This is a genomic window from Natronomonas aquatica (assembly GCF_024449025.1).
Classification (GTDB): Archaea; Halobacteriota; Halobacteria; order Halobacteriales; family Haloarculaceae; genus Natronomonas; species Natronomonas aquatica.
Map to the genome: position 1 here is coordinate 31,091 of NZ_JAHLKM010000017.1, position 22,898 is coordinate 53,988.

General features: G+C 68.0%; 24 protein-coding genes and 1 tRNA gene. 7 read left to right on the forward strand and 18 right to left on the reverse strand.

The annotated features are described in order from the left end of the window. Positions 1–80: 80 nt before the first annotated feature. Together KM295_RS11795 and KM295_RS11800 are read left to right on the forward strand one after the other, a co-directional pair. The gene (locus tag KM295_RS11795; RefSeq protein WP_256030158.1) at positions 81–1,364 is read left to right on the forward strand and encodes an MFS transporter; all 1,284 of its coding nucleotides are present in this window, start codon (positions 81–83) and stop codon (positions 1,362–1,364) included. Between the two features lie 56 nt (positions 1,365–1,420). After that, the gene (locus tag KM295_RS11800; RefSeq protein WP_256030159.1) at positions 1,421–1,786 is read left to right on the forward strand and encodes a thiol-disulfide oxidoreductase DCC family protein; all 366 of its coding nucleotides are present in this window, start codon (positions 1,421–1,423) and stop codon (positions 1,784–1,786) included. A 27-nt stretch (positions 1,787–1,813) separates the two neighbouring features. On the opposite strand, the gene KM295_RS11805 is transcribed toward KM295_RS11800, so the two are convergent. Together KM295_RS11805 and KM295_RS11810 are read right to left on the reverse strand one after the other, a co-directional pair. Next, complete coding sequence (locus KM295_RS11805) at positions 1,814–2,272, reverse strand: PUA domain-containing protein (RefSeq protein ID WP_256030160.1); 459 nt, start codon at positions 2,270–2,272, stop codon at positions 1,814–1,816. A 71-nt stretch (positions 2,273–2,343) separates the two neighbouring features. Then, entirely contained in the window at positions 2,344–3,021 is a 678-nt protein-coding gene (locus KM295_RS11810; protein WP_256030161.1) for an RraA family protein, read from the reverse strand. Positions 3,022–3,143: 122 nt separating this feature from the next. Between KM295_RS11810 and sppA the strand changes: the two genes are divergently transcribed. Then, positions 3,144–4,142, forward strand: a complete 999-nt coding sequence (gene sppA, locus KM295_RS11815; protein WP_256030162.1) for a signal peptide peptidase SppA — start codon at positions 3,144–3,146, stop codon at positions 4,140–4,142. On the opposite strand, the gene dnaJ is transcribed toward sppA, so the two are convergent. After that, positions 4,139–5,299, reverse strand: coding sequence for a molecular chaperone DnaJ (gene dnaJ / locus KM295_RS11820; RefSeq protein WP_256030163.1), 1,161 nt, complete (start codon positions 5,297–5,299; stop codon positions 4,139–4,141). The genes sppA and dnaJ overlap by 4 nt on opposite strands. A gap of 98 nt (positions 5,300–5,397) precedes the next feature. Next, positions 5,398–6,105, reverse strand: coding sequence for a CbiX/SirB N-terminal domain-containing protein (locus tag KM295_RS11825; RefSeq protein WP_256030164.1), 708 nt, complete (start codon positions 6,103–6,105; stop codon positions 5,398–5,400). 124 nt (positions 6,106–6,229) lie between these two features. Between KM295_RS11825 and KM295_RS11830 the strand changes: the two genes are divergently transcribed. Both KM295_RS11830 and KM295_RS11835 read left to right on the forward strand, forming a co-directional pair. Next, complete coding sequence (locus KM295_RS11830; RefSeq protein ID WP_256030165.1) at positions 6,230–7,258, forward strand: nicotinate-nucleotide--dimethylbenzimidazole phosphoribosyltransferase; 1,029 nt, start codon at positions 6,230–6,232, stop codon at positions 7,256–7,258. Next, on the forward strand, positions 7,255–8,550 hold the full coding sequence (locus KM295_RS11835) for a cobyrinic acid a,c-diamide synthase (RefSeq protein WP_256030166.1): 1,296 nt from the start codon (positions 7,255–7,257) through the stop codon (positions 8,548–8,550). Before KM295_RS11830 ends, KM295_RS11835 begins: the two co-directional genes overlap by 4 nt. Before the next feature lie 77 nt (positions 8,551–8,627). On the opposite strand, the gene KM295_RS11840 is transcribed toward KM295_RS11835, so the two are convergent. From KM295_RS11840 to KM295_RS11860, 5 genes are all read right to left on the reverse strand, one after another. Next, positions 8,628–8,768, reverse strand: coding sequence for a hypothetical protein (locus tag KM295_RS11840; protein ID WP_256030167.1), 141 nt, complete (start codon positions 8,766–8,768; stop codon positions 8,628–8,630). 96 nt (positions 8,769–8,864) lie between these two features. Next, positions 8,865–9,590 (reverse strand): hypothetical protein, encoded by a 726-nt coding sequence (locus KM295_RS11845; protein ID WP_256030168.1) that lies wholly within the window; start codon positions 9,588–9,590, stop codon positions 8,865–8,867. Between the two features lie 45 nt (positions 9,591–9,635). Continuing rightward, on the reverse strand, positions 9,636–11,687 hold the full coding sequence (gene uvrB, locus KM295_RS11850; protein ID WP_256030169.1) for an excinuclease ABC subunit UvrB: 2,052 nt from the start codon (positions 11,685–11,687) through the stop codon (positions 9,636–9,638). A 101-nt stretch (positions 11,688–11,788) separates the two neighbouring features. Further along, positions 11,789–12,565: an ABC transporter permease gene (locus KM295_RS11855; protein ID WP_418904792.1), complete on the reverse strand. Its 777-nt coding sequence runs from the start codon at positions 12,563–12,565 to the stop codon at positions 11,789–11,791. A 26-nt stretch (positions 12,566–12,591) separates the two neighbouring features. After that, complete coding sequence (locus KM295_RS11860) at positions 12,592–13,539, reverse strand: ABC transporter ATP-binding protein (protein WP_256030171.1); 948 nt, start codon at positions 13,537–13,539, stop codon at positions 12,592–12,594. Positions 13,540–13,673: 134 nt separating this feature from the next. Between KM295_RS11860 and KM295_RS11865 the strand changes: the two genes are divergently transcribed. Beyond that, complete coding sequence (locus tag KM295_RS11865; protein ID WP_256030172.1) at positions 13,674–14,819, forward strand: nicotinate phosphoribosyltransferase; 1,146 nt, start codon at positions 13,674–13,676, stop codon at positions 14,817–14,819. A 31-nt stretch (positions 14,820–14,850) separates the two neighbouring features. Continuing rightward, positions 14,851–15,621 (forward strand): nickel pincer cofactor biosynthesis protein LarB, encoded by a 771-nt coding sequence (gene larB / locus KM295_RS11870; RefSeq protein WP_256030173.1) that lies wholly within the window; start codon positions 14,851–14,853, stop codon positions 15,619–15,621. A 21-nt stretch (positions 15,622–15,642) separates the two neighbouring features. Here larB and KM295_RS11875 read toward each other — a convergent pair whose 3' ends face one another. The 9 genes from KM295_RS11875 to KM295_RS11915 form a co-directional block, all read right to left on the reverse strand. Beyond that, positions 15,643–16,398 (reverse strand): ABC transporter permease, encoded by a 756-nt coding sequence (locus KM295_RS11875; protein ID WP_256030174.1) that lies wholly within the window; start codon positions 16,396–16,398, stop codon positions 15,643–15,645. A gap of 1 nt (position 16,399) precedes the next feature. Then, complete coding sequence (locus tag KM295_RS11880; RefSeq protein ID WP_256030175.1) at positions 16,400–17,149, reverse strand: ABC transporter ATP-binding protein; 750 nt, start codon at positions 17,147–17,149, stop codon at positions 16,400–16,402. Next, positions 17,146–17,976 (reverse strand): ABC transporter permease, encoded by an 831-nt coding sequence (locus KM295_RS11885; RefSeq protein WP_256030176.1) that lies wholly within the window; start codon positions 17,974–17,976, stop codon positions 17,146–17,148. Before KM295_RS11885 ends, KM295_RS11880 begins: the two co-directional genes overlap by 4 nt. Further along, entirely contained in the window at positions 17,973–18,983 is a 1,011-nt protein-coding gene (locus KM295_RS11890) for an ABC transporter substrate-binding protein (RefSeq protein ID WP_256030177.1), read from the reverse strand. Before KM295_RS11890 ends, KM295_RS11885 begins: the two co-directional genes overlap by 4 nt. Before the next feature lie 171 nt (positions 18,984–19,154). Beyond that, positions 19,155–19,239, reverse strand: a tRNA-Ser gene (locus tag KM295_RS11895). Positions 19,240–19,383: 144 nt separating this feature from the next. After that, complete coding sequence (locus KM295_RS11900; RefSeq protein WP_256030178.1) at positions 19,384–20,244, reverse strand: bacteriorhodopsin; 861 nt, start codon at positions 20,242–20,244, stop codon at positions 19,384–19,386. A 189-nt stretch (positions 20,245–20,433) separates the two neighbouring features. Beyond that, positions 20,434–20,859, reverse strand: coding sequence for an SRPBCC family protein (locus tag KM295_RS11905; RefSeq protein WP_256030179.1), 426 nt, complete (start codon positions 20,857–20,859; stop codon positions 20,434–20,436). A gap of 32 nt (positions 20,860–20,891) precedes the next feature. Further along, entirely contained in the window at positions 20,892–21,992 is a 1,101-nt protein-coding gene (locus KM295_RS11910) for a Brp/Blh family beta-carotene 15,15'-dioxygenase (protein ID WP_256030180.1), read from the reverse strand. Beyond that, entirely contained in the window at positions 21,973–22,827 is an 855-nt protein-coding gene (locus KM295_RS11915) for a lycopene cyclase domain-containing protein (protein ID WP_256030181.1), read from the reverse strand. The genes KM295_RS11910 and KM295_RS11915 overlap by 20 nt, the downstream gene beginning before the upstream one ends. Positions 22,828–22,898 lie beyond the last annotated feature (71 nt).

Here is a 22,898-nt window from a genome sequence, read left to right on the forward strand (position 1 = left end):
CCGTTCACGGAACGGACCCGCTATCGCCGACGTTTCCGCAAGGGTGATGCGACGGCCGGCCGTCGTTCCGATTGGTTGGGATGTTCGGGACGGATCGTCGTGTGGTCGTGTTGGCGCTGGCCCGGATGGCCGATGCGGTCGCGAACTCGTTTCTCATCGTCGTGTTGCCGCTGTACATCGCCAGCGGCGAACTCGCGTTACCGGGCTATGCGGGGGCGTCGATCCTCGGGTTCCCGATCACCCTCGAGTTGCTCATCGGCGTGGCGCTTTCGCTTTTCGGCTTCCTGAACAGCTTCGCCCAGCCGTTCACCGGCCGGCTCTCGGACCGGACGAGCCGTCGGAAGGTATACATCCTGTTCGGACTCGCCGTACTCGCGGTCACGAGCGTCGCCTACGCCCTGGTGGAGAGCTACGAGGCGCTCGTGGTCGTCCGGGGGCTGCAGGGGCTCGGCGGGGCCTTCGTCATCCCGACGACGATCGCTCTGGTCAACGACCTCGCGCGAAGCGACGAAGAGCGCGGGGGCAACTTCGGGGTGTTCAACACGTTCCGGCTCGTCGGGTTCGGATTCGGCCCCGTCGTCGCCGGCCTCGTCGTCCAGGCCGGGCCGTACGCGCTGCCCTACGCGACGCTTTCGGGGTTCGACGCCGCCTTCGGGGTCGCCGTCGTCGGCGCGCTCGTCAGCTTCACGCTCGTGACGGTCCTCATCGAGGAGCCGCCGATGACGGCTGGCGCGAGCAAGGACCTCTCGATCGCGGTGTTCGGCGACGGCGACCGATTGCTGGACCCCGTCTTCGTTCTCGGGGTCGGGACGCTGTTCATGGCGGTCTCGATCGCGCTGTTCGCGACGCTACAGGAGCCGATCAATCGCCGGCTCGGGCAGGGGCCGACGTGGTTCGGCGTCCAGTTCTCGGCGGTCGTGATCGCCAACATCGCCCTGCAGGTCCCGGTCGGGCGGGCCGCCGACCGGATCGGCCGCAAGCCGTTCCTGCTTTGGGGACTTCTGTTGCTCGTCCCCGCAGTGTCGGTCCAGGGGGTGGTGACCTCCTCCGTGGCGATGCTTCTCGCACGGCTCGTCCACGGCGTGTCGGTGGCGATGGTGTTCGCCCCGGCGCTCGCGGTCGCCGGCGATCTCGCGGGCGAAGGCGAGTCCGGGACGACGCTTTCGGTTTTGACGATGGCGTTCGGGCTCGGGACCGCGATCGGTCCGCTGCTGTCGGGTGCGCTTTTCGGGTTCGGGTTCGCGATCCCGTTCGCCGTCGGGGCGGTCCTGGCGGTCGTCGCCTTCGTCCTCGTTTTCACGCAGGTCGAAGAAACCCTCGAGGGGGCGGTCACCGTCGGGGCGTTCCTCGGCCGGGGGGAGTGACACCCCGGTCCGGGCGAGTCGGGGGACATATAGCCCCAGCGGTCGAACGTCCCGGTATGGGTGGCGATACGTTCGTCTACGACGACGATTGCGGGTTCTGTACGTGGTGGGCGGACTTTTTCGTCCGGCGAACCGATCTGGAGGCCGTCGGCTTCGACGAGCTCACCGACGAACAGCTCGAACGGCTCCCCGAGGACTACGAGTCGTGTGCTCACCTTCTCACGGACGGGGCGGTCTACTCCTGTGGGGCCGCGATCGAACAGTCGCTCGTCCGGGCGGACCTGCCGCCCGGATCGGGGGAAATCGTCCGGTTCTTCCGGCAGTTCGAGGACTACGAGCGGCTCCGCGAGCGGCTCTACCGGGAAGTTGCCGACCGGCGGGGGTTGTGGGGACAGTTCCTCTCGAAGGACCGTCCCGAGTAGAGGCAGGGGGCCGGGGGCCGGGGGCGATCACTCCGGGACGCCGTTTCTGACCTTCACGGCCATCCCGGTCTCGAAATCCGCCATCGCGTCCGCGGAGAGTTCGGCCCGCCCGACCGCGATCAGATCGCCGTCCTCGTGTTCGACGAGCACCTCGTCGCCGGGGCGGACCGCGGGATCGACCGCCCGGACGAACTTCGCGAAGGCGTTCCGGCCCTCCCGGACGAACGGCTCGCTGTCGTCGCCGACGACGACGCGGGCGGCCGGCGTCGGAAGGGCTGTCTGGAGCCTGTGGCCGCCCGCCACGCCGAGCGTGAAGCGGCCGTCGGTCCCATAGGAGACGACCCGGTCGCCGTCGGCGAGGATCTGCTGGGGCCGGCCCGAACTCGTTCGCTGAATGCGGACCTCGCCGGAAAAGAGCGCCGCGCCGGCGCCCGCCCCGAACTGGTAGTCCGCGACCGTCGAAAGCGCCTCGACGTCGGTCGGCATACCAGTTCTGGCGTCCCGGGGGGGATACGCTTTCCGCATTTCGGACGGCGGCGCCCGGGCGGCGAAGTCGGTTATTCGTCGAGGCCGACGCGGCCCTCGAAGTCCTCGTACTCGAGGTCCTCGTGGACCGCGATCGGGTCCTCCCCCTCGGCGATCCGCCGTTTGATCTCCCGTTCCTGCTCGAGGAACGTGGGGGCGATCTCGAGGACCGTCTCGACCACCTCGCCCGGAACGAAGATCACGCCGCTGCCGTCCGCCACGACGTAATCGCCCGGCTCGACCCCGACGCCGGCACACTCGACGGGGATGTCGTAGCCGACCACCCCGGTCCGGTCTTTCACCGACGTCGTGACCGGGCCGCGGGCGTACAGCGGGACGTTCTGCGACCGGAGGTCGTCGATGTCCCGGCTGGCGCCGTCGCTGATCGCCCCCTCCAGTCCCGCCCGGTCGGCACAGAGGCCGGCGATGCCGCCGAAGGTGTTCTGTTCGAGCCGGCCGTCGTTGTCGAACAACAGGACGTCGCCGGGATCGGCCGCGTCGATCGCCTCGAGAGTGCCCGTGACGGTCGAGCCGTCGGCGTCCGGTTCGAGCTTGATCGGCATGACCCGGCCGGCGATCGACGGGCAGTCGTCCCACAGCCGCGTGATGCCGAAGGCGGTCTGCTCGGGATACCCGAGGACGTCCAGGGCGTCGGCGATATCCGGGGTCGTAAACGATCCCAGCGCGGAACCGATCTCACTCGAATCCATGAATCCGTCTGCCCAGTCAGTACGGCCCGATATACCCGTTCCCGAATCGGACAGTGTTGCTCCTTGCGGACGGGAGCGTAGCCTCACAGGAGTTAACACGGAGCCAGCCCTCGGGGCGAACCATGAACGGACTCGCACGCGTCGGTCGTCTCGGTATCGGGCTCGCGGTCGCCGCCCTGCTTTCGGTCGCCGGCTGGGTCCTCCTCGTCCGGATCCCGGCTGACACGGCCGATCTCCTCGGCGTTCTCCTCGTCGTCGCGGTCGCCGTCGCCGGGCTCCGGATCGGGGGCAGCGTCGGGGGCAGCGTCTTTCCGGCGTACAACGCCGCGGAGGTGGCCGTCGAGGGGCCGATCACCCGCGACGGCGGCGGCGGGCTGCCTGTCTCCCCGCCCGGCTCGCCCGGCGCCGACGACATCGTCGAGTTGATCGAGCGGGCCGACGAGGACGACAACGTCGAGGCGCTTCTCGTCCGGCTGAACACCCCCGGCGGGGCGGTCGTTCCGAGCGACGATATCCGGCTGGCGGTGCAGGCCTTCGAGGGCCCGACGGTCGCCTACGCGACGGACGTCTGTGCCAGCGGCGGCTACTGGATCGCCAGCGGCTGTGACGAGCTGTGGGCCCGGGAGGGTAGCATCGTCGGCTCGATCGGCGTCCGGGGCTCGCGGATGACGGCCGCCGACCTCCTCGAGCGGGTCGGCATCGAGTACGAACAGCTCACCGCCGGCGAGTACAAGGAGGCCGGCGTCCCCTTCGATGACCTCGAGGAAAACGAGCGGGAATACCTCCAGGGGATCGTCGACGACTACTACGAGCAGTTCGTCGAGACCGTCGCCGAGGGACGCGGCGTCGACCCGGAGACGATCCGCGGGACGGAGGCGAAGGTCTTCCTCGGCGAGGCGGCCCACGAGTTGGGGCTCGTCGACGGGCTCGGGACACAGGAGGACGCCGAGACGCGGGTGGAAGAGTTGCTCGAGGAAGAAATCGAAACGAGGGAACTCGAAGCCCGGGCGGGCGTCGCCGAACGGCTCCGGAGTGGGGCCGAACGGGTCGCCTACGCTTTTGGCGCCGGGATCGCAGGCCGGGTCGCCGGGGACGGCGAGCAATTCCGGTTCCGGTTCTAAAGGGTGTTTTTCAGTTTCTCGAAGAAGCCCTGCTCGACGTCGATCTCCTCGCCGCCGGCCTCGGCGAACGCCTCCAGGGCCTCCCGCTGTTCCTCGTTCAGGCTCTCGGGCGTGACGACCCTGACCTCGACGTAGAGATCGCCCTGCCCGCGGCGCTGCAGCCGCGGCATCCCCTTGTTCCGCAACCGGAAGACCTCGCCGCTTTGGGTGCCGGCCGGGACGTCCATCTCGACGGTGCCGTCGAGGGTTTCGACCCCGACGGTGTCGCCGAAGACCGCCTGCGGGAACGAGATCGGCTGCCGTGTCCGGAGGTCGTCGCCGTCCCGTTCGAAGGCGTCGTGATCCTCGATGTCGATCTCGACTAGGAGATCGCCGTTCGGCCCGCCGTTCTCGCCGGGGGCGCCCTCGCCGTCCATCCGTAGCGTCTGGCCGTCGCGGATACCCTCGGGAACCTCGACCTGCAGCGTCGCCTCGTTTCTGACCTGCCCGTCGCCGCGACACGTCGAACACGTCTCGGAGTGGATCCGCCCCTCGCCGCCGCACCGCGAGCAGGTCTGGGTCTGCTGGACGCGGCCAAGCGGCGTCTGCCGCACCGTCGTCTCTTGGCCGCGGCCGTCACACCCCGGACAGGTCCGGGAGTCGGCGTCCGGCGGGTGCCCGGCCCCCCCGCAGTCGGGACAGCGCTCCGGGCGGGTGACGGTCAGCTGTTTCGTGACGCCGCGGTAGGCGTCTCGGAGGTCGATCCGTAGCCGGGTTTTCAGATCCGAACCCTGCCGGGGGCCGGACTGCGAGCGGGAACGGGAGCGGGAGCCACCGCCGCCGAAGAACTGCTCGAAGATGTCGTTCATCCCGCCCATGCCGCCGGCGCCACCCATGCCACCCATCCCCCCCATGCCGCCGCGACTGTCGGTGTCGGTCGCGCCGCGCTTTTCGGCCTGCTTGAACCGCTCGTGGCCCATCTGGTCGTACATCCGGCGCTTCTCGTCGTCCAAGAGGACCTCCTTGGCCTTCTTTGCCTTCTTGAACTTCTCTTCGGCGTTCGGGTCGTCGGAAACGTCGGGGTGATACTCCGAGGCCATCTCCCGATACGCCTGTTTGATCTCGTCCTCGTCGGCGTCCCTGGAGACGCCGAGCACCGAATAGAAGTCCTCGCTCATTCGTTGTTCCCCGTAGGCGGTTGAGACACTTCAAAAGAACGGGTCACGGACGTCGCTCAGTCGCGATCGGGGGAACGGTCGGGGGACACGAACAGCCGTCAACGACCGCCGTCGGCCGCGAGGGGACTGACGGCGGCGGTCCCCGAGCCGATCGCGCGGGCCTTCGCGAGTTCGGCCTCGATCGCGTCGGTGACGGCCTCGTGGTCCCCGAGCGGGTCGGCATAGGCGAGGCCACCGCGGTCGAGTTCGAGCTTTTCGGGGATGGCCCGCTCGGTCTCCTCGGCGGCGGCCAGAAAGAAGGGGACGACGACCGCTCGCTCGCCCGAGAGGTTGTATCGGAGACACTCGACGGCGGGGTTCTGCAGCAGGTACGCCGTCGTCACCTCGCCGTAGGCCGTCGTCTCCCGGAGTCGGTCGGCCTGCTGTTCGGTCGTCCGCCGGGATTTCGGGCCGGAGCTGTCGCCGAAGGCGACGAGCGCGAGTGAGGCATCCGGCGCGGCCGGCAGGGTCTCCCGTGCCCGCTCGGCGAGTGCGCGGGCGACAGCCGGACTCGTTCCGACCGGCTCGCAGTGGCGGGCCTCCGGGAGGACGCCGGGGATCGAACGCGTCGTGTCCCGATCCGGCGCGGCGGCCATCGGGACGGCGTACACGGTGCCGGCGGTGTCGGGGTCGATCTCGGCGGGATCGTCGTCGTACGTCGCGACCGAGACGCGGTCGGCGACGTCGCGGGCCCGGAGCCGGTCGGCGTGAATCCGGGCGACGTCGCGGGTGTGCGTCCGGCCGACGAGCAGTAGTGTGTCTGTCATGGGCCTGAATGAAAATTTACTTTAATTAGGGCAAATGCGCTTGTACACGTCTGTGGAGCGATCGGATAAATAGGTTACGGGGGGACCCGTGGACTCAAGTGCGGTTGTGTCCAATTCAACCGTAATGACACGACTGGTCCTGTGCGCCGGAACGACGCGGACGGCCGAGATCGACGGTATCAGCGCCGCCGGGGCCGACGCCGATCTGATGGCCCACACGCCGAGCGCCGACGGCGAGATCCTCACCTACGGTCGTCCGGTCCGTGCGCCGGTCGTCCCCGTCTCTCCGACCGGCTGTCCGACGCCGGCGGTCGTCACGCGCGCGGTCGTCGAACGGCTGGGGGTCGAGACGACGGTCGTCGACGCCGGGCTCGCCGAGCCGACCGGCGCGCCGACAGTCACCGTCGGTGCCCGCCCGGGCGAGGACATCAGAGAGCGCGACCCCGTCCCGTCGGCGCCCGGCGCCTTCGTCGCGGCCAGGGAGTTCGGCAGAAAGCTCCCGGACGACGAGCTCTATCTCGCAGAAACGGTCCCCGGGGGGACCACGACCGCGCTGGGCGTGCTGACGGCGCTCGGCGAGGCCGACGTCCTCGGCGATGGAGCTGTCTCCTCGTCGCTGCCGGAGAACCCACTCGAGTTGAAACGGCGGGTCGTCGGAGAGGCGCTTGAAGCCTCGGCGCTGGCCCCCGGCGACGCCGCGGGCCGGCCGACGGTCGCGCTCCGGCGGGTCGGCGATCCCGCCCTCGCCGTCGTCTGTGGGCTCGCCACCGGGGCGCTCGAGACCGACACCGCGGTGACACTCGCCGGTGGGACGCAGTTGGTCGCCGCCGCGGCCTGCCTCCGGCACGGCGGCTACGATCGGTCGCTGTCGCTCGCGACCACCTCGTTCGTCGCCGAGGATCCCGCGATCGATCTCGATCGGGCCGCCGCGGCGCTGGATCTCTCCGTGACCGTCACCGATCCCGGATTCACCGACGAGCACCCCGCGATGGCCGCCTTCGAGGCCGGGGAGGCAAAGGAGGGCGTCGGGATGGGCGGCGCTTTGGCGCTCGCCGAACGGACGGGGCTGCCGATGGGAGACGTCCGCGAGGGCCTGCTGGAGGTGTACGGGCGGCTCTTCGAGGGGACCGACCGGGAGGCCCCGAAACCGTGAGGGGAGTCGTCCTCGCCGGCACTTCCTCCGGCGTCGGCAAGACGGTCGCCACGCTGGCCGTCCTCGAGGGCCTGCAGTCGGCCGGCTACGACCCCCAGCCCGCCAAGGCGGGGCCGGACTTCATCGACCCGAGCCACCACGCCGTCGTCTCGGATCGACCGTCCCGGAGCCTCGACCCGTGGCTCTCCGGGGAGGCGGGCTGTCGCCGCAACTACTGGCGGGGGACGGGCGAGGTCTGTGTCGTCGAGGGGATGATGGGGCTGTACGACGGGACGAACTCGACGGCGGCCGTCGCCGAAACGCTCGGGTTGCCGGTCGTGCTTGTCGTCGACGCGAAGGCGGGGATGGAAAGCGTCGCCGCGACAGCGCTCGGGTTCAAGGAGTACGCTGACGCCGCCGGTCGGGAGATCGACGTCGTCGGGGTTCTCGCCCAGCGCGCCCACGGCGGCCGCCACGCCGAAGGGATCGAGGCGGCGTTGCCCGACGAACTCGCGTACCTCGGCCGGATTCCGCCGCTGTCGGGGCTTGAGATCCCCGACAGACACCTCGGGTTACACATGGGCGGGGAGGCGCCGATCGACCGCGAGACGCTGCGGGAAGCGAGCGAACACCTCGAGGTCGAACGGCTCGCCGAGTTCGCCCGGAAACCGCCGAAACCCGAAGCGACCGAAACGGGAAAGCGAACCGACGCGACCGTCGCCGTCGCCGACGACGGCGCGTTCTGTTTCAAGTATCCGGCCACGATCGAGCGGCTCCGCGATCGGGCGTCGGTGGTCACCTTCTCGCCCGTCGCGGGCGACCCCCTGCCGGAGTGTGACGGCGTCTACCTTCCGGGCGGGTATCCGGAGCTTCACGGCGAGGCGCTCGAGGCCGGCGGAACGCTCGAGGAGTTGGGCGATCTGGCAACCGATGGGTTGCCCGTCCTCGGGGAGTGCGGCGGCCTGATGGCGCTCTCGGAGACACTGACCGACACCGACGGCGAGACCCACCGGATGGCGGGCGTCCTCCCGGCGGACGTCGAGATGTGCGAGCGGTATCAGGCGCTCGATCACGTCGAGTTGCGCGCGAGAGAGGACACACTCACCGCCGACGGCGGGGAAACGCTCCGGGGCCACGAGTTCCACTACTCGCGGGCCGACGTGGCGTCGGACGCGTCGTTCGCCTTCGACGTCGAACGCGGCGACGGGATCGAAAACGGCAAGGACGGGCTCGTCGCCCACCGGACGCTGGGAACCTACGCGCACGTCCACGCCGACTCGGGGGCGTTCGATCGGTTCCTCGATCGGCTGTGAACGGCGGACGAGTATAGAAGCCGGTCCGACGGCCGGGACGGTGGCCGCCGTCGAATCGGATCGGGGCGTCTCCTGTCTTACTTTTCGCGCTCTCTGAGCCGTCGGCTGCCGGAGTACCCGCGGAACGTGTCGGCGAACCATCCCGCGGCGTACACGAGTTTCGCCCACCACCGCCGCCAGCCCGTCGGGTCCGTGTCAGGGGGCTCCTCCGTGGTCATGCGGGATGGGTACGGATCCCACATCATAAACCTATCCCCGACTCCGCCCCCGACCGGACGGACAGGTATCACGACACACGGAGGCCCCCGAACGACTCATTCGAACCCTTCCTCGATGTCCTGTCGGGCATACGTTCCGGCCCGCCAGGCGGTATCGAGGGCGGCGGTGAGGACGCCCCCGAGGATCGCCGCACCGAAAGCGAGCGTCCGCACCGACAGGCCGATACCCACGCCGAACCTCCCGGACGCGAGGGCGAAAGCGACGAGCAGTCCCGTCGAGCCGAGGCCGACGGCGAGAACCCGCTCGCGGCCGGGCTGTGGGATCGCCCGGTTCGCCCGCCCGACGGCCGCCCGAAGCGTCGACGCATCGAGCGCCAGGGCGGGAACAACGAAGGCGTCACAGCCGACGGCGACCTCGGCGGGCGAGACGTCCTTCTCGGAGAGCAACCGATCGGCGATCGGCTCGATCGCGATCCGCGTTTTCACCCAGCGGTACAGTGGCTCGGCACGCGACCGGAGACGGTCGACCGAGCCGCCGAACGTGGCCGGCTCGCCTTCGACCCGGCTTCCGACTGCGTAGGCGACGGCGAGACTATAGGGCAACCAGACGAGGGCGGCGACAGCGACGACGGCGGCCCCGGAGACGATCGTGAAGACGAACCCGCCGAGACCGTCGAGGGCGGTCGGATCCGTGACGAACCGCGAGCTGGCGGCCACCGTCCCGATCCGGAGGGCGGCGGCGACGACCCCGGCGACGGCGACAGTCCCCAGAAGCGTCCAGACGAGCGCGACCGGAGAGCCGAGGTACGCACGGACGCCCATATACGGGCGATCGAACGGTACCGACAAAAAGGCCGCCCTCGACGCTCAGAACTCCTCGTCGGGTGTCGGGACGCCCTCGTCCGGATCCTCGAGTTCCTCGAACGTCCCGCGGAGTTCGCGGATCCGATCGCGGATGTCGGCGGCGAGTTCGAACTCGAGGTTGTCGGCAGCCTCGCTCATCCGGCGTTCGAGCCGGTCGATCAACTCTCGGGCCTCCTCCGTCGAGTCGGCGTCGACGCCGGAGACGCCGTCGGTGTCGGTCTTCGAGCCCGGGAGGTTCGTCTCGCCGACCGGCTTCTCGATCGTCCGGGGCTGGTGGCCGTGTTCGGCGTTGAACTCGGTCTGGATCTCCCGGCGCCGACGGGTTTCGGCGATGGCCGACTCCATCGCGTCGGTAGAGTCGTCGGCGTACAGCACCGCCTTCCCGTCGACGTTTCTGGCCGCCCGCCCCATCGTCTGGACCAGCGTCGTCTCCGAGCGCAGAAAGCCCTCCTGGTCGGCGTCCAGGATCGCCACGAGGCTCACCTCGGGGATATCGAGTCCCTCCCGCAGGAGGTTGATCCCGACGAGCACCTGGATCTCCCCGAGCCGGAGCGACCGGACGAGTTCGTGTCGCTCCAGCGTGTCGGTCTCGTCGTGCATGTAGGCGACGTCGACGCCGGCACCCTCCAGGTACTCGGTGAGGTCTTCGGCCATCCGCTTTGTCAGCGTCGTCACGAGCGCACGCTCGCCCTCGGGGAGGACCTCGATCCGTTCTAGGAGGTCTTCGATCTGGCCCTCGGCGGGGACGACCTCGATCTCGGGGTCGACCAGATACGTCGGCCGGACGATCTGTTCGACGACCTGCGCGGAGTGGGTCCGCTCGTACTCGCCGGGCGTCGCCGAGACGTACAGCGTCCGGTCGGTCTTGTCCTCGAACTCCTCGAAGGTCAACGGCCGGTTGTCGTAGGCGGTCGGCAAGCGGAAGCCGTTCTCGACCAGCGAGTCCTTCCTCGATTTGTCGCCCTCGTACTGGCCCTTGATCTGGGGGATCGTCTGGTGGGACTCGTCGACGACCGTCAGGAAACCGTCGGGGAAGTAATCCAGCAGGGTGTAGGGCGGTTCCCCGGACTCGCGATCGGACATATGCACCGAGTAGTTCTCGATGCCCGAACAGTAGCCGGTCTCCTCGAGCATCTCCAGATCGAAGGTGGTGCGCTCTTCGATCCGCTGGGCGGCGACGAGATCGCCCTGCCGCTCGAAGTAGCTCACGCGCTTTTCTTTCAGCTCCTCGATCTCCTCGATGGCCCGCTGTAGTTTCTCCTGGGGGATCGAGTAGTGCTCGGCGGGGTGGACCAAGGCGGCGGGCTCCGTCGAGACGACCTCGCCGCTCAGGACGTCGACCTTCATGATGCGGTCGATCTCCTCGCCCCAAAACTCCACCCGCAGCGCGTGCCGTCCGTACATCGGGTAGATCTCGACGGTATCGCCCCGGACCCGGAAGGTTCCCTGCTGGAAGTCGACGTCGTTTCGCTCGTAGTTCAGATCGACGAGCCGCCGCAGGAGTTCCTCCCGGCCCACCTCGTCGCCGGGTTCGAGCCGCATCGCCATCCCCTCGTAGTTGGTCGGATCGCCGAGCCCGTAGATGGCCGACACCGAGGCGACGACGATGACGTCCTCGCGGGTCAGAAGCGACCGCGTCGCGGAGTGACGCAGCCGGTCGATCTCCTCGTTGATCGACATGTCCTTGTCGATGTAGGTGTCGGTCTGTTCGACGTACGCCTCGGGCTGGTAGTAGTCGTAGTAGGAGACAAAGTACTCGACGGCGTTGTCCGGGAAGAGGCTCCGGAACTCCTCGTAGAGCTGCGCGGCCAGCGTCTTGTTGTGTGCGAGCACCAGAGTGGGCTGTTGGAGCTCTTCGATCACCCACGAGACGGTGTTGGTCTTCCCCGAGCCGGTGACACCCAGAAGCGTCTGTTTCTCGGCGCCGGTCTCGTAGCCGTCGACCAGCTTTTCGATCGCGTCGGGCTGGTCGCCCGCGGGATCGAAGGGCGCCTCGACCCGAAACGGCCGATCCAGGTCGGGTCGGTCGGGCTGGAGAGGACCGGTGTCGCTCATTGTCGGACGGAGGGGTCTCGGATACTTGAGGCGTGCGCTTGCGGCGGTCGTCGCGTGCGCCGGGGGGCGTGTGATACCCAGTATCGCCACGACGGCCGTTATCAATCCAACAGGCCGTATCCCCGTTTGAACAGATACGCGTCCAGCGCGATCACGGCCGCCGTCAGCCCGCTCAACACCGCAAGCGAGGCCAGCGGATCGACCTCCTGATAGCCAAGAAACCCGAACCGGACGCCGTTGACCATGTATACCATGGGGTTTAAAAGCGAGAGCGTCCGGTACAGCGGCGGCAGGATCGAAAGCGAATAAAACACCGCGCCGAAGAACACCAGCGGCCGGAGGATGAACTGGTTCATCACGGTCAGATCGTCGAAGTCGGTCGCCAGCAAGCCGCCGACCACGCCCAGCGAGGCGAAAAGCAGCGGGACGACGACCATGAACGCCGCCAGGTAGAGCGGCTCCTCGATGGGGACGGGCGTGAAGACGAGCCCGATCGCGACGATGATGAGCCCGACTGCGATCCCACGGATGGCGGCGGCGAAGATATAGGCCAGCACCATCGAGATGTAGGAAAGCGGCGACGTGAGAACCTCGTGGATGTACTCGTTCCAGCGCCCATGAAAGATCGAAAACGACGCGTTCTCGAAGGCGTTCGAGATCGCCCCCAGCACGACCAGCCCCGGCAGCAGGAAGACGATGTAATCGAAGCCGGCGACGTCCTCGATCCGCCGACCCAGAATGACGCCGAAGACGGCGAAATACAGCACGTTCGTGATCGCCGGCGGCAGGAACGTGTTCCGCGGCCGGCGGACGAACCGGAGGATCTCCCGGCGCAAAAGCGACCGGAAACCGACGCCGAAGAGGCCGTTCCCCCGGATCGGATCCGACCGGTCCGTGTCGGCGCTCACTGGATCGCCCCCAGTTTCTTCGCCGCCTCGTCCGTCCGGGTCATGTCGACGAAGACCTCCTCCAGGGAGGCCCGCCGGATGTCGAGATCGACGACCTCGTGGCCCTCGTACTCGAGAGACCGGAGCAGCTCCGGCGCGATCCGGCCGCCGCCCTGGGCGGTGACGACGAGGACGTCGCCGTCGAGCCGCGTCCCGACCACGCCGTCGATATCGATATCGGGAACCGACGCCGGCGCGTCGGCGAGCGTCACGAACACCTCGTCGGTGCCGCGCGAACGCAGTTCGTCGGGCGTGGCCACCTCGACGATCCGGCCCGAATCGACGATCGCGACCCGATCACAGAGCCGTTCGGCCTCCTCGATGTAGTGGGTCGTGAGCAGGATCGTCGTCCCCTCGGCGTTGAGCCGCTCGATGACGCGCCAGAGGTCCCGGCGCAGTTGGACGTCCACGCCCGCGGTCGGCTCGTCGAGGATGAGCAACTCGGGGTCGGTGACGAGCGCACGGGCCAGGAGGAAACGCCGCTTCATGCCGCCGGAGAGCCAATCGAAGCGGGTGTCGCGTTTCTCCCAGATGCCGACGGTCTTCAGCGCCTCCGCGGCGCGCCGTTCGGCCTCGGCAGGTGAAACGCCGTGATAGCCGGCCTTGTGCTCTAACACTTCGTGGATCGGGAAGAACCGATCGACGTTGAACTCCTGGGGGGCGAGCCCGATCCGGTCGCGGGCCTCCCGGTACTCGGCTTCGACGTCGTAGCCGAACACCTCGGCCGTCCCGCCGCTCTTCCGGACCAGCCCCACGAGGATGTTGATAAAGGTCGTCTTGCCGGCGCCGTTGGGGCCGAGCAGGCCGAAGAACTCACCGCGATCGACCTCGAAGCTCAGTCCGTCGAGCGCGACGACGTCGCCGTAGGTCTTCCGGAGCCCGTCGGCACGTATCGCGAGTTCCATACGGAACCGTCGCGTGCGAGCGGGTTAAGTAGCGTGAAACGCCGATCCGACGGCCGTCCGCGGACGACGGCTGTGACCACGGTCGGCCGGGCAGAGCCAAACACCCTTGTTTGCCCCCCACGGAATCCCGGTCGATGACCGACCGGAAATACGACTTACTCACCGCCGAGGACATCGACGAGGGACGGGCGACGGCCGCGTACTTCCTCCGGACGGAGGAGATCCTCGAGGACGTCGGCGCCGACCCCGAGGTCGTCGCGGAGCTTTCGGCACCCGAAGGGTGGAACCTGATCGCGGGGCTGGAGGACCTCGCGCGGCTCCTCGAGGGGGTCCCCGTCGACGTCTGCGCGCCGCCGGAGGGGGCACCGATCTCCGGCGGCCCGGTCCTGCGCATCGAGGGCCCCTACCGGGCGTTCGGACGGTACGAATCCTCGATCCTGGGGTTTCTCGCTCACGCCTCCGGGATCGCTTCGGCCGCCTGGCGGGTCCGGGCGGCCGCCGGCGACCGGACCGTCCTGAGTTTCGGGACCCGTCGACAGCACCCCGCGCTCGGGGCGATGATCGAACGGAGCGCCCTGGTCGGGGGTGCCGACGGGATCGGCAACGTCGGCGGCGGCGAGACCATCGGCGTCGAGGCCGGCGGCACGATGCCTCACGCGCTCGCGATCGTGCTGGGATCCTCGGAGGCCGCCTGGAGCGCCTTCGACGACGCGCTCGGTCCGGACGTACCCCGCGTGATGTTGTGTGACACCTTCGACGACGAGGCCGAAGAGGTCCGGCGGGCCCTCGGGACGCTCGGGGAGGCGCTGGAAGGCGTCCGGCTCGATACGACCGGTTCGCGGCGCGGCGATATGCGCGCGATCGTCGAGGACGTCCGCTGGGAGCTGAGACGGCACGACAGCGAGGACGTCGACGTGCTGGTCAGCGGCGGGATCGACGTCCCGGCGATCGAACGCCTGCGGGACGTCGCCGACGGGTTCGGCGTCGGCGGGGCGATCGCCGACGCCGACCCGATCGATTTCTCTTTGAACGTCGTCGAGGTCGACGGCGACGCGCGGACGAAACGGGGCGTCAAGCCGGGCGCGAAGACGGTCTACCGCGAGGACTACGAGGATACGGTCGTCGAACGCGACGAGACGGCCCCCGGGAGAGAGTTGCTCGAACCGCTTCTCGAGGGCGGCGAGATCGTCCGGTCGTTCGACCTCGATGACGCCCGCGAACGCGCACGGGCGGCGATCGAGCCGCTTTCGGACCGGGGCGTCTTCGATCGCGAACGGTAGAGCTACCACCGAGGGACCGAAAATGGCCGGTATGGAAGACGGAGACGACGGAGAGATCGCCGGGGGCGACGACGTCGAGGCCGTCCTCGAGGCGCTCGATCGGGACGAACTCACGGTGACCGAGGCCAGAGAGCGGCTCGGCGGCGTCCGCCAGCTCGGAGAGTTCGCCCGCGTCGACACCCGACAGGGCGAGCGGACCGGCATTCCGGAGGTAATCGAGGCCGAACGCAAGACAGACAGCGAACTGCTCGAGATCGGCGAGGAGCTTCTCGCCTCGATCGGGCTGGCGCTGCTCACCGGCGTACCCGAATCCGCCCGCCCGGACCTGCAGGCGGCGGCCGACGAGTGCGAGTTCTACGAGCGATCGGGGACGCTCGTCCTCCGGGCCGAGGACTACGAGCCGCCCGAAAAGCGGGGGCGGGTCGGCGTCGTCACCGCAGGGACCTCCGACATCGCGGTCGCCGAGCAGACGGCCGCGATCGCCGCCGAGATGGGGTGTCACGTCGAGACGGTCTACGACGTCGGCGTCTCGGCGATCCACCGGCTGTTCGCCGAGCGGGAGACGCTCGAGGCGTGTGACTGTGTCGTCGTCGCTGCCGGGCGGGAAGGAGCGCTGGCGACGGTCGTCGCCGGCCTCGTCTCGGCACCCGTCATCGGCCTGCCAGTCGGGACGGGAGCGGGATACGGCGGCGACGGCGAGGCCGCGCTGATGGGAATGTTACAGTCGTGTACCTACCTGACAGTCGTGAACGTCGATGCGGGGTTCGTCGCGGGCGGGCAGGCGGCACTCATCGCACGATAGGGCCGAAAACTGACGGACCGCTCACCGCGCGGTCGGGACGTCCTCACGCCAGTGAAACAGCCGACGTTCGGCCCCCGTCACCGCGGCCTGCAGAGCGACCATCACGCCGACGAAGAGCGCAAGCGCCGCGAGCAGTGCCGTCAGATCGCCCTCGTTGAACCAGAACCGGAACAGCGCTCCCATCCCGCGGTTCATGCCGAACGTCTCGGCCAGCACGACGATCTTCCAGACCATGCTCAACAGGTACCGGGCGCTCCCGAAGACCGCCGGGAGGATCGCCGGAAGGTAGATTTCCCGCAGGACGGAGCGCCGATCGACGCCGAAGGCGGCGGCCATATCGAGCAGTTCCCGGTCGACGTCCGCGGCGCCCTCGTGGACGGAGACGGTCGCGAAAGGCGTCGCCGCCACGACGACGGCGGCCACGACCGAGAGGTCGCTGAAGCTGAAAAGCACCATCCCGACCAGCACGACGACGAGCGTCGGGATCGTCATCCAGAACGGCAGCCAGACCGAGACGCCGGCCTCGATGCGGTCGTCGACCGCCATGGCGACCCCGACCGGAACCGCGACGGCGAGCCCGACGGCCGTCGCGACGGCGACCCGGAGCAGGCTCCGGCCGAGGTGTGTCAGTCCGTTCCCGCCCGGACCCGACGCCACGATCTCGGGGAGCCGTTCGGCCACCGCCAGCGGTCCGGGCAGCAGCGTCGGCGCGAGCGCGCTCGCGAGCACCCAACACAAAAGCACCACGACACCGCCGCCGAGCCCGCGTCGGGACATCTCATTCGACCTCCTCGAAGAACAGCCGCGTGAGTTCGGCCTGTGTCTCGTGGATCTCGGGGTCGTCGAACTGGCGGGGCCGACCGTGGGGGACGACCAGTTCCTCGAAGACGGCGCCGTTCTCGTCCATCAGAGAGATCCGATCCGAGAGGACGACCGCCTCGGCGACGTCGTGAGTGACAAAGAGTACCGAGGTCCCCGTCTCCGACCAGAGATCGAGCAGGTCTTCGCGGGCCCCTCGGGCGGTCACCTCGTCGAGCGAGGAGAAGGGTTCGTCCATCAACAGCAACTCGGGATCGATCGCGAGCGCACGCGCCAGCCCGACCCGCTGGCGCATCCCCCCCGAGAGCTGTTTCGGATAGCTGTTTCGCTCCTCGCCCAGTCCGACCCGATCGAGCCACGCCTCGATCCGGCGGTCGCGTTCCTCGGGGCCGACGCCGGCCGCCTTCAGCGCGAAGTCGATGTTCTCGCCGACGGTGCGCCACTCGAGCAGCCGGGGTTCCTGAAAGACGTATCCGATCGGGAGTTCCCCCGGATCGACGGGCTGGCCGTCGAACTCGACGGTTCCGGCGTCGGGTTCGAGGATGCCGGCGACCACGTTCAAGAGGGTGGTCTTGCCACAGCCCGACGGTCCCATCAGCGTGACGAACTCGCCGTCGGCGACGGTGAGATCGAGATCCTCGAAGACGGTGAGCGGGCCGTCCGCCCCCTCGAAGCGCTTGGTGACGCCCGCAATCCGGAGCCGGCTCACTCTACCATCCCCCGGACGCCGGTCGTCTCGGGTTGCCACCGGCTCGCGTATCGCTCCAGCCGCCGGAGGAGCCGGTCCGCCCCGTAGATCAGCACCATTACCGGGATCGCCCACGCGATGACCATCCCGTTTTCGAAACTCTCGAAGTGGTATTTGACGGCGACGCCGACGCCGGTTGCGGAACCGAACACCTCCGCGACGAGACACAGCTTCCAGGAGACCGCCAGCCCGATCCGGGCGACCCCGAACAGGTACGGCCGAAGTTGCGGGAGATAAACGTGTCGCCAGACCGCACGCCGGGAGGCACCGAACGCCCGGGCCATCTCCGAGAGCGACTCGTCGATGTCGCCCATCCCCTCCCAGATCGTGACAGTCAGGTAGGGAAACACCACGAGAACGACGACGAAGACCGGGACCAGAAACTCGGTCAGTCCGAACCAGATGACGCCGACGAACGCCCACACCACCGAAGGGACGGTCAGGAGGACGAAAAGCGGCCCGGCGAGGTATCCACGGAGCGCGGTCCAAGACCCCATCGCGATCCCCCAGATCGTAGCCAGGAAAAACGAGACGGCAAACCCCACGAGTACCCGGGCGACCGTGGCGCCGAACTGGACGAGCGGATCGAAGGGCGTCCCGCCACCGACGACGAGACGGAGGTCCCCGGCGAGCGCCACCAGCCCGGGAAACCGGTAGGCGGGGAACAGAAGCGAGAGCAGCTGCCAGCCGACGAGGACGGAGAGGACCGAGACGACCGTCGCGGGCCGCGGGCGGATGCGCGCCGGGAGCGACTTGGACCGGGACCGTGACGCGCCGTCGGCGCTCATGTGTCGGCCTCGAGCTCCTCTGCGGTCCGGAACGTCGTCTCCCGGTCGCCGAGGCTGACGGCCCCGGCGTCGGCGAGCAGCTCGAAGAACGTCCAGTGGGCCTCGACGAGTTCCTCGTCGTAGTAGGCCGGGCCGAAGACGACGCCGTCCCCCATCAGCTCGACGACGGTCGCGGCCTCGTCCGAACCGGTGATGCCGGCCGCTTCGCCGAACTCCTCGAGGGCCGTCTCCGCGTTCGCCTCGAACGATTCGAGGGCGGCAGCCCAGCCGGCGAGGAAGTCCTCGACCTCGCGTCCGTGCTCCGACAGCCAGTCCGGGCGGGCGGTGAAGGCCGTCGTCGGGATCCCGACGCCGGTCCGCTGGTACCAGAGCTCGTAGGGGTCGAAAACCGTTTTGACGCCCTCGTCGGCGATCCCCCTGATGGTGAACCCCGAAAACTGCGAGATCGCATCGAGTTCCCCCTCCTGGAGGAACTCCCACAGGGCCGGCGGTTCGGCGGCCCGTGTGTCGGCGGTGTCCTCAACGATGTCGAAGCCGTACTCGTCCTCGACGAGCACCCGGTGGACGGTGCTGGTCGTCGAACTCAACGCCGCGGGGAGCCCGAACGTCTTCCCGGCGAGGTCGGTGGGATCCACGATGGATTCGTCGTCGGCGTCGGCGAACATCCGGTTGAACATGTTCTGTTGGGGCCCGACGAACACGAGCGGCTCACCCCGATCCATGAACTCGAGTTGGGCGACCGCCGACGGGGCGCCGATATCGGCCTCGTTGTCGACGATCTGGCGGTTATACCGCCCGAACGGGGCCGTTTCGAACGAGAGATCGATCCCGCGGTCGGTCCATACCCCTTCCTGTATTCCCCACCTGAAGACGGCGACGCTGATGCTGCTTTCGACCTCGACGGTCCGGAGTGACGTCCCCTCGCCGTCGGTACCGGAACCGAGACAGCCGCCGAGACCGGCAGATACCCCGACGCCGACCGCGCCGAGAACGGCTCGTCGCTTCACTGTAGGTTCCTCGTAGCAGGTTCTGATTTAAAATATCTTCGGAGAGTGTCTTTGAAAAGAGAATATCTATTGAAATCCGGATCGAACGTCAATCCTGTCACGTGTCGCTCGGAGAAGGGGGGAAAGCGACACACAGCGGTCGCTTGGGTCCGAAACGAAAAGGGCCGGGAGCGCCGAGGGTGAGATTTGAACTCACGAGTCCTCTCGGACAGTTGCTCTCGAAGCAACCGCCTTGGCCGGGCTAGGCTACCTCGGCTCGATCGTACGTCGGTGGGTGGTGAGTTTATGGGTTTCGATCCACGGGAGAAGTCGGCACTGTCGACCGGCCCGGTTTCGGGGAAATTCGTGTCCCGCAGGATATGTTCAGAAAATCGTTGTCAACAGGATGCCGGGCGAGCGGTCAGTCGTCGGCGGGGGTCGACTCGGTGGTCGCCCCGTAGGAGGCGCCGGAGCTGATCGTCTCGACGTTGTTGACGACGTATCTGATCACCAGGAACGAGAAGAAGTACTTCGCGACGATGTCGAAGAGGCTGTACCCCCACGACGTGACGCCGACCGACTGGACGACGGCGAGCCCCTCGTTGCCGAGCGCCCACCAGATCGTGTACCCGAACCACAGCACGACCGTCAACAGCTTCAGGGTGTTGAAGATATCGGCCGTGCCGGCGGCCCGGGCGTCCTCGGGCCACTCGAACAGCAGGATGTAGACGACGACCAGGAAGAACGTACAGCTGATCGCGTACCAGAACCACCGCATCAGATACGAGGAGGTGGTAAGCGCCGCAGCCAGCCCGGTTATCATGATTCCGATATCGAAAACAATAGCGGTGAAGATCTTCGTCATGCTCGAGCCCGCAATAAGCCCGAGCGCAAGGAGAATAAACGGCGTCGAGAACGCCCACGTCAGGTATCGACCCCAGAGGCTGACGGTCCCATCGACTGTCCCGCCGGTCGCCAGATTGGTTGTCGTCCCTGCCATGGGATGGCCGTCGGGCATCTCGAGGATGCTGATAGTGAGACCCGAGGCGAGCCCGGTATAGCTGGCGACCGAGACGGCCGAAACCATCATTACTGACACGACGATCAACCGGCCGCGGGGATCATCGACGCTCCGTCCGAGGTACGCGAAGAACAGCAACGACAGCCCCGCCAGTCCGATGTTTATCCATATCGAACTGCCGAGGAGTGGGTCGTTCAGTACGTGTCGGAACAGCTCCGCCTGCGATGCTTGTAGCGTGGCTGACATTCCGATCTGTGACATAGTCCAATCAGTATATCGCGCGGTACGTTGAAAAAATAGGAACCACACTAGTTTGGCCTTTCAGAGATGTAAAACCGCCAACAGGAGGTCTTTCGGCCGGTATCGATGTCTCCCCGGCGCTCGTATCCGCACACGGAACCGGGTCGAACCGGACGTAGGCGGGCGTACGGACGCCGACGGGACGCCCGGTCAGAGCCGCCGGTGGAGGTTTTCGAGCGTCGCTTCGAGTTCCCGACGGTTGATCCGGTCGGCAACTGGGCCGAGGAGCCGATCGAGAAGCGGCGGGAAACCGAGATCGTAGGTCGCGGTGTAGGTGACTCGCGTGCCGCCTTCGACCGGTTCGAAGTCCCACTCGATCCGCCCCCCGATGTCGCCGGTCAACTCGAAGACGATACGCTCGGGCGGCTCGTGCTCGACGCCGCGAACCTCGCCGCCGAAGGATAGCCCGAAGAGGCGATACGTGTAGCTGGCCCGCTTGCCGCCCGTATCGAGCGTGCCGAGCGTCTCGACCGCCGAGAGCCGCGGCGAGATCCGCGCCTGGTTCTCCGGGACGTCCATGTACTCGAAGACCGCTTCGGGCGGGCGGTCGATGACCGTCGTCGCGTTCGCCTCCATGTGGGAGGGTTGCGGTCGGACGGGGTTAATAGTTAACCGCCCCGATCCGAAGCCGGGGGGTCGGCGGTCCAGAGACGCTGTTCGCGATCCATCGCCGCCACGACGACGACGTGAGGAAGCGTGAGAACGGCGATCAACGCGAGGTACGCCCCGACGAGCGAAAGCGGTTCGGCGACGGTGCCCGGCACGACGAGATACCAGAGCCCCAGGATCGCGACCGACGCCGCGGTGAGCGGGAGAGCGTCCCGGCCGAACGAGACGAGCGCGGAAATGTAACGGTTCGATTCGAGCGCCGGCGCGGCGCCGGGATCGACGGCCAAAAGCCGGACGATGTGTCGAATCGAGTGCCAAAAACAAAAGTACAGCCCGACGGCGAAGATCGGGGGAACGGTCGAAAAGAACGCGACGAGCGCGAGCGTCTCGCCGGCGTCGAGGAGCCAGGATCGTCGTCCCGCAGGGCCGGCGGTTCGGAACCCGACGGCGAGCGTCCCGACGACGAGCGCGGCGAGTGCGACCGCGACGGCGAGCCGTCCAGTCGGGGTGAACGCGGCCGAAACCGCGACGGCTGTGCCGGGATCGAACAGTTCGACGAGCGTCGTGACGACCAGCTCGTACTCGGCGGGAAACGCCACGAGAGGAACGAGCATCGGGAGCGCCCCCCGCGTGGCCGCCGTCAGGAGACGCGTGACCCGGCCGGTCGGGTGGCCCGTCCCGAAGGTGACGAGCGGGTAGACGTCGCCCTGCCCCCAGTGAGCCCACGTCAGGAGAATAAAGGAGCCGACTGCCACGGCGGGCGCGAGAAACCAGACGACGGCGTAGGCCCCGCCGACGACGAGATAGAGGCCGCCGACGGCGGCGAGCCACCTCGGGGTGACCGGTTCCGCCCTGGTTCGCGGGATCGCGAGGTGATCGATCGCGCCGTGTGGGAGCCCGAAGAGGACGACGCTGGCGGCGAGCGGGACCAACTGATAGGAACGCGGAACCGACACGCCGGCGAGAAAGACGAGCGTCGTCACGCCGATGACGATCCACCCGGGAAGAAACGCGAGCCTCGAGAGCGCCCCGACGCCCCCGCTTTCGCCCGAACCGACACCGCCAGGCAGCAATCGCCGGTCAGGTAACCGTTCGGTCACTCTCTTCACCCCGTTCGTCCGGGTCGCCGTCGGCCACCGCGCGACGTTTGCCGGCCGGGAACAGCCCGACGACGGCGGGCGGGACGGCCGCCCGAACGTCGGGGGCGACCGTCGGCCACTGTTCGACGAGCCACAGGTACAGAACCAGCCCCTGGACGATGAAGACGTTCGTGATCAGGAAAAAGAGCATCTCCTCGATCGGCAGCCCGAACGCCGCGATACCGACAGTGTACGTCGTGGAAATCGTCCACAGACCGTTCGTGATCGCGTACCAGTCGACGAACCACAGATAGACGGTCGGAACGCCGATACCGAGCGCGACGGTACGCCGGGCACGGACGAGATGCGGCCAGCCGAACGCCCACTGGATCGCGAGGATCGGTCCGGCCCACACGAGGATCGCACCGAGATACAGCCTCGAGGGGTCGGCGAGCAACAGCCCGGCGCCACACGCCCCGACGGCGAGGCCGGCGACGAGGCCGGCGAGACGCGTTCGACCCGGGATCCGGAGGGATCCCTCGGTCGGGATATCGAGATTATAGAGCCACAGCGCAGCCAGGATCGGCTGGAGGACGAAGAACAGATACTCGCCGATCGGGGCGGCCCAGACGTGTGCCCTCGTGGCGCCGCTCCCGTACCACCAGACACCCTGATCGATCAGGAGGTTGTCCCACGGCGTCGTGTACAGAAACGCCAAAACGAGGACGACGAAGAGGCCGAAGAACGGGACTTTCCCCCACGTCGCGGCCGAGCGAGCGTACGTGAGGATCCCAAGGACGAGGATCAGCGGCACGACGAAGAGGAGATGGACCCCCAGATACGTTTCCGGTGTCATCGTTGCCTCGACGACGCTACTCCGGCAGGCTCGTGGTGCAGTGAGGTCGGATGCGACATCGTCGGGGCCAT

Coding starts and splice junctions, on each gene's coding strand:
- KM295_RS11795 (WP_256030158.1), top strand. CDS start 81: ATGTTCGGGACGGATCGTCGTGTGGTCGTGTTGGCGCTGGCCCGGATG.
- KM295_RS11800 (WP_256030159.1), top strand. CDS start 1,421: ATGGGTGGCGATACGTTCGTCTACGACGACGATTGCGGGTTCTGTACG.
- KM295_RS11805 (WP_256030160.1), bottom strand. CDS start 2,272: ATGCCGACCGACGTCGAGGCGCTTTCGACGGTCGCGGACTACCAGTTC.
- KM295_RS11810 (WP_256030161.1), bottom strand. CDS start 3,021: ATGGATTCGAGTGAGATCGGTTCCGCGCTGGGATCGTTTACGACCCCG.
- sppA (WP_256030162.1), top strand. CDS start 3,144: ATGAACGGACTCGCACGCGTCGGTCGTCTCGGTATCGGGCTCGCGGTC.
- dnaJ (WP_256030163.1), bottom strand. CDS start 5,299: ATGAGCGAGGACTTCTATTCGGTGCTCGGCGTCTCCAGGGACGCCGAC.
- KM295_RS11825 (WP_256030164.1), bottom strand. CDS start 6,105: ATGACAGACACACTACTGCTCGTCGGCCGGACGCACACCCGCGACGTC.
- KM295_RS11830 (WP_256030165.1), top strand. CDS start 6,230: ATGACACGACTGGTCCTGTGCGCCGGAACGACGCGGACGGCCGAGATC.
- KM295_RS11840 (WP_256030167.1), bottom strand. CDS start 8,768: ATGACCACGGAGGAGCCCCCTGACACGGACCCGACGGGCTGGCGGCGG.
- KM295_RS11845 (WP_256030168.1), bottom strand. CDS start 9,590: ATGGGCGTCCGTGCGTACCTCGGCTCTCCGGTCGCGCTCGTCTGGACG.
- uvrB (WP_256030169.1), bottom strand. CDS start 11,687: ATGAGCGACACCGGTCCTCTCCAGCCCGACCGACCCGACCTGGATCGG.
- KM295_RS11860 (WP_256030171.1), bottom strand. CDS start 13,539: ATGGAACTCGCGATACGTGCCGACGGGCTCCGGAAGACCTACGGCGAC.
- KM295_RS11865 (WP_256030172.1), top strand. CDS start 13,674: ATGACCGACCGGAAATACGACTTACTCACCGCCGAGGACATCGACGAG.
- larB (WP_256030173.1), top strand. CDS start 14,851: ATGGAAGACGGAGACGACGGAGAGATCGCCGGGGGCGACGACGTCGAG.
- KM295_RS11875 (WP_256030174.1), bottom strand. CDS start 16,398: ATGTCCCGACGCGGGCTCGGCGGCGGTGTCGTGGTGCTTTTGTGTTGG.
- KM295_RS11885 (WP_256030176.1), bottom strand. CDS start 17,976: ATGAGCGCCGACGGCGCGTCACGGTCCCGGTCCAAGTCGCTCCCGGCG.
- KM295_RS11900 (WP_256030178.1), bottom strand. CDS start 20,244: ATGTCACAGATCGGAATGTCAGCCACGCTACAAGCATCGCAGGCGGAG.
- KM295_RS11905 (WP_256030179.1), bottom strand. CDS start 20,859: ATGGAGGCGAACGCGACGACGGTCATCGACCGCCCGCCCGAAGCGGTC.
- KM295_RS11915 (WP_256030181.1), bottom strand. CDS start 22,827: ATGACACCGGAAACGTATCTGGGGGTCCATCTCCTCTTCGTCGTGCCG.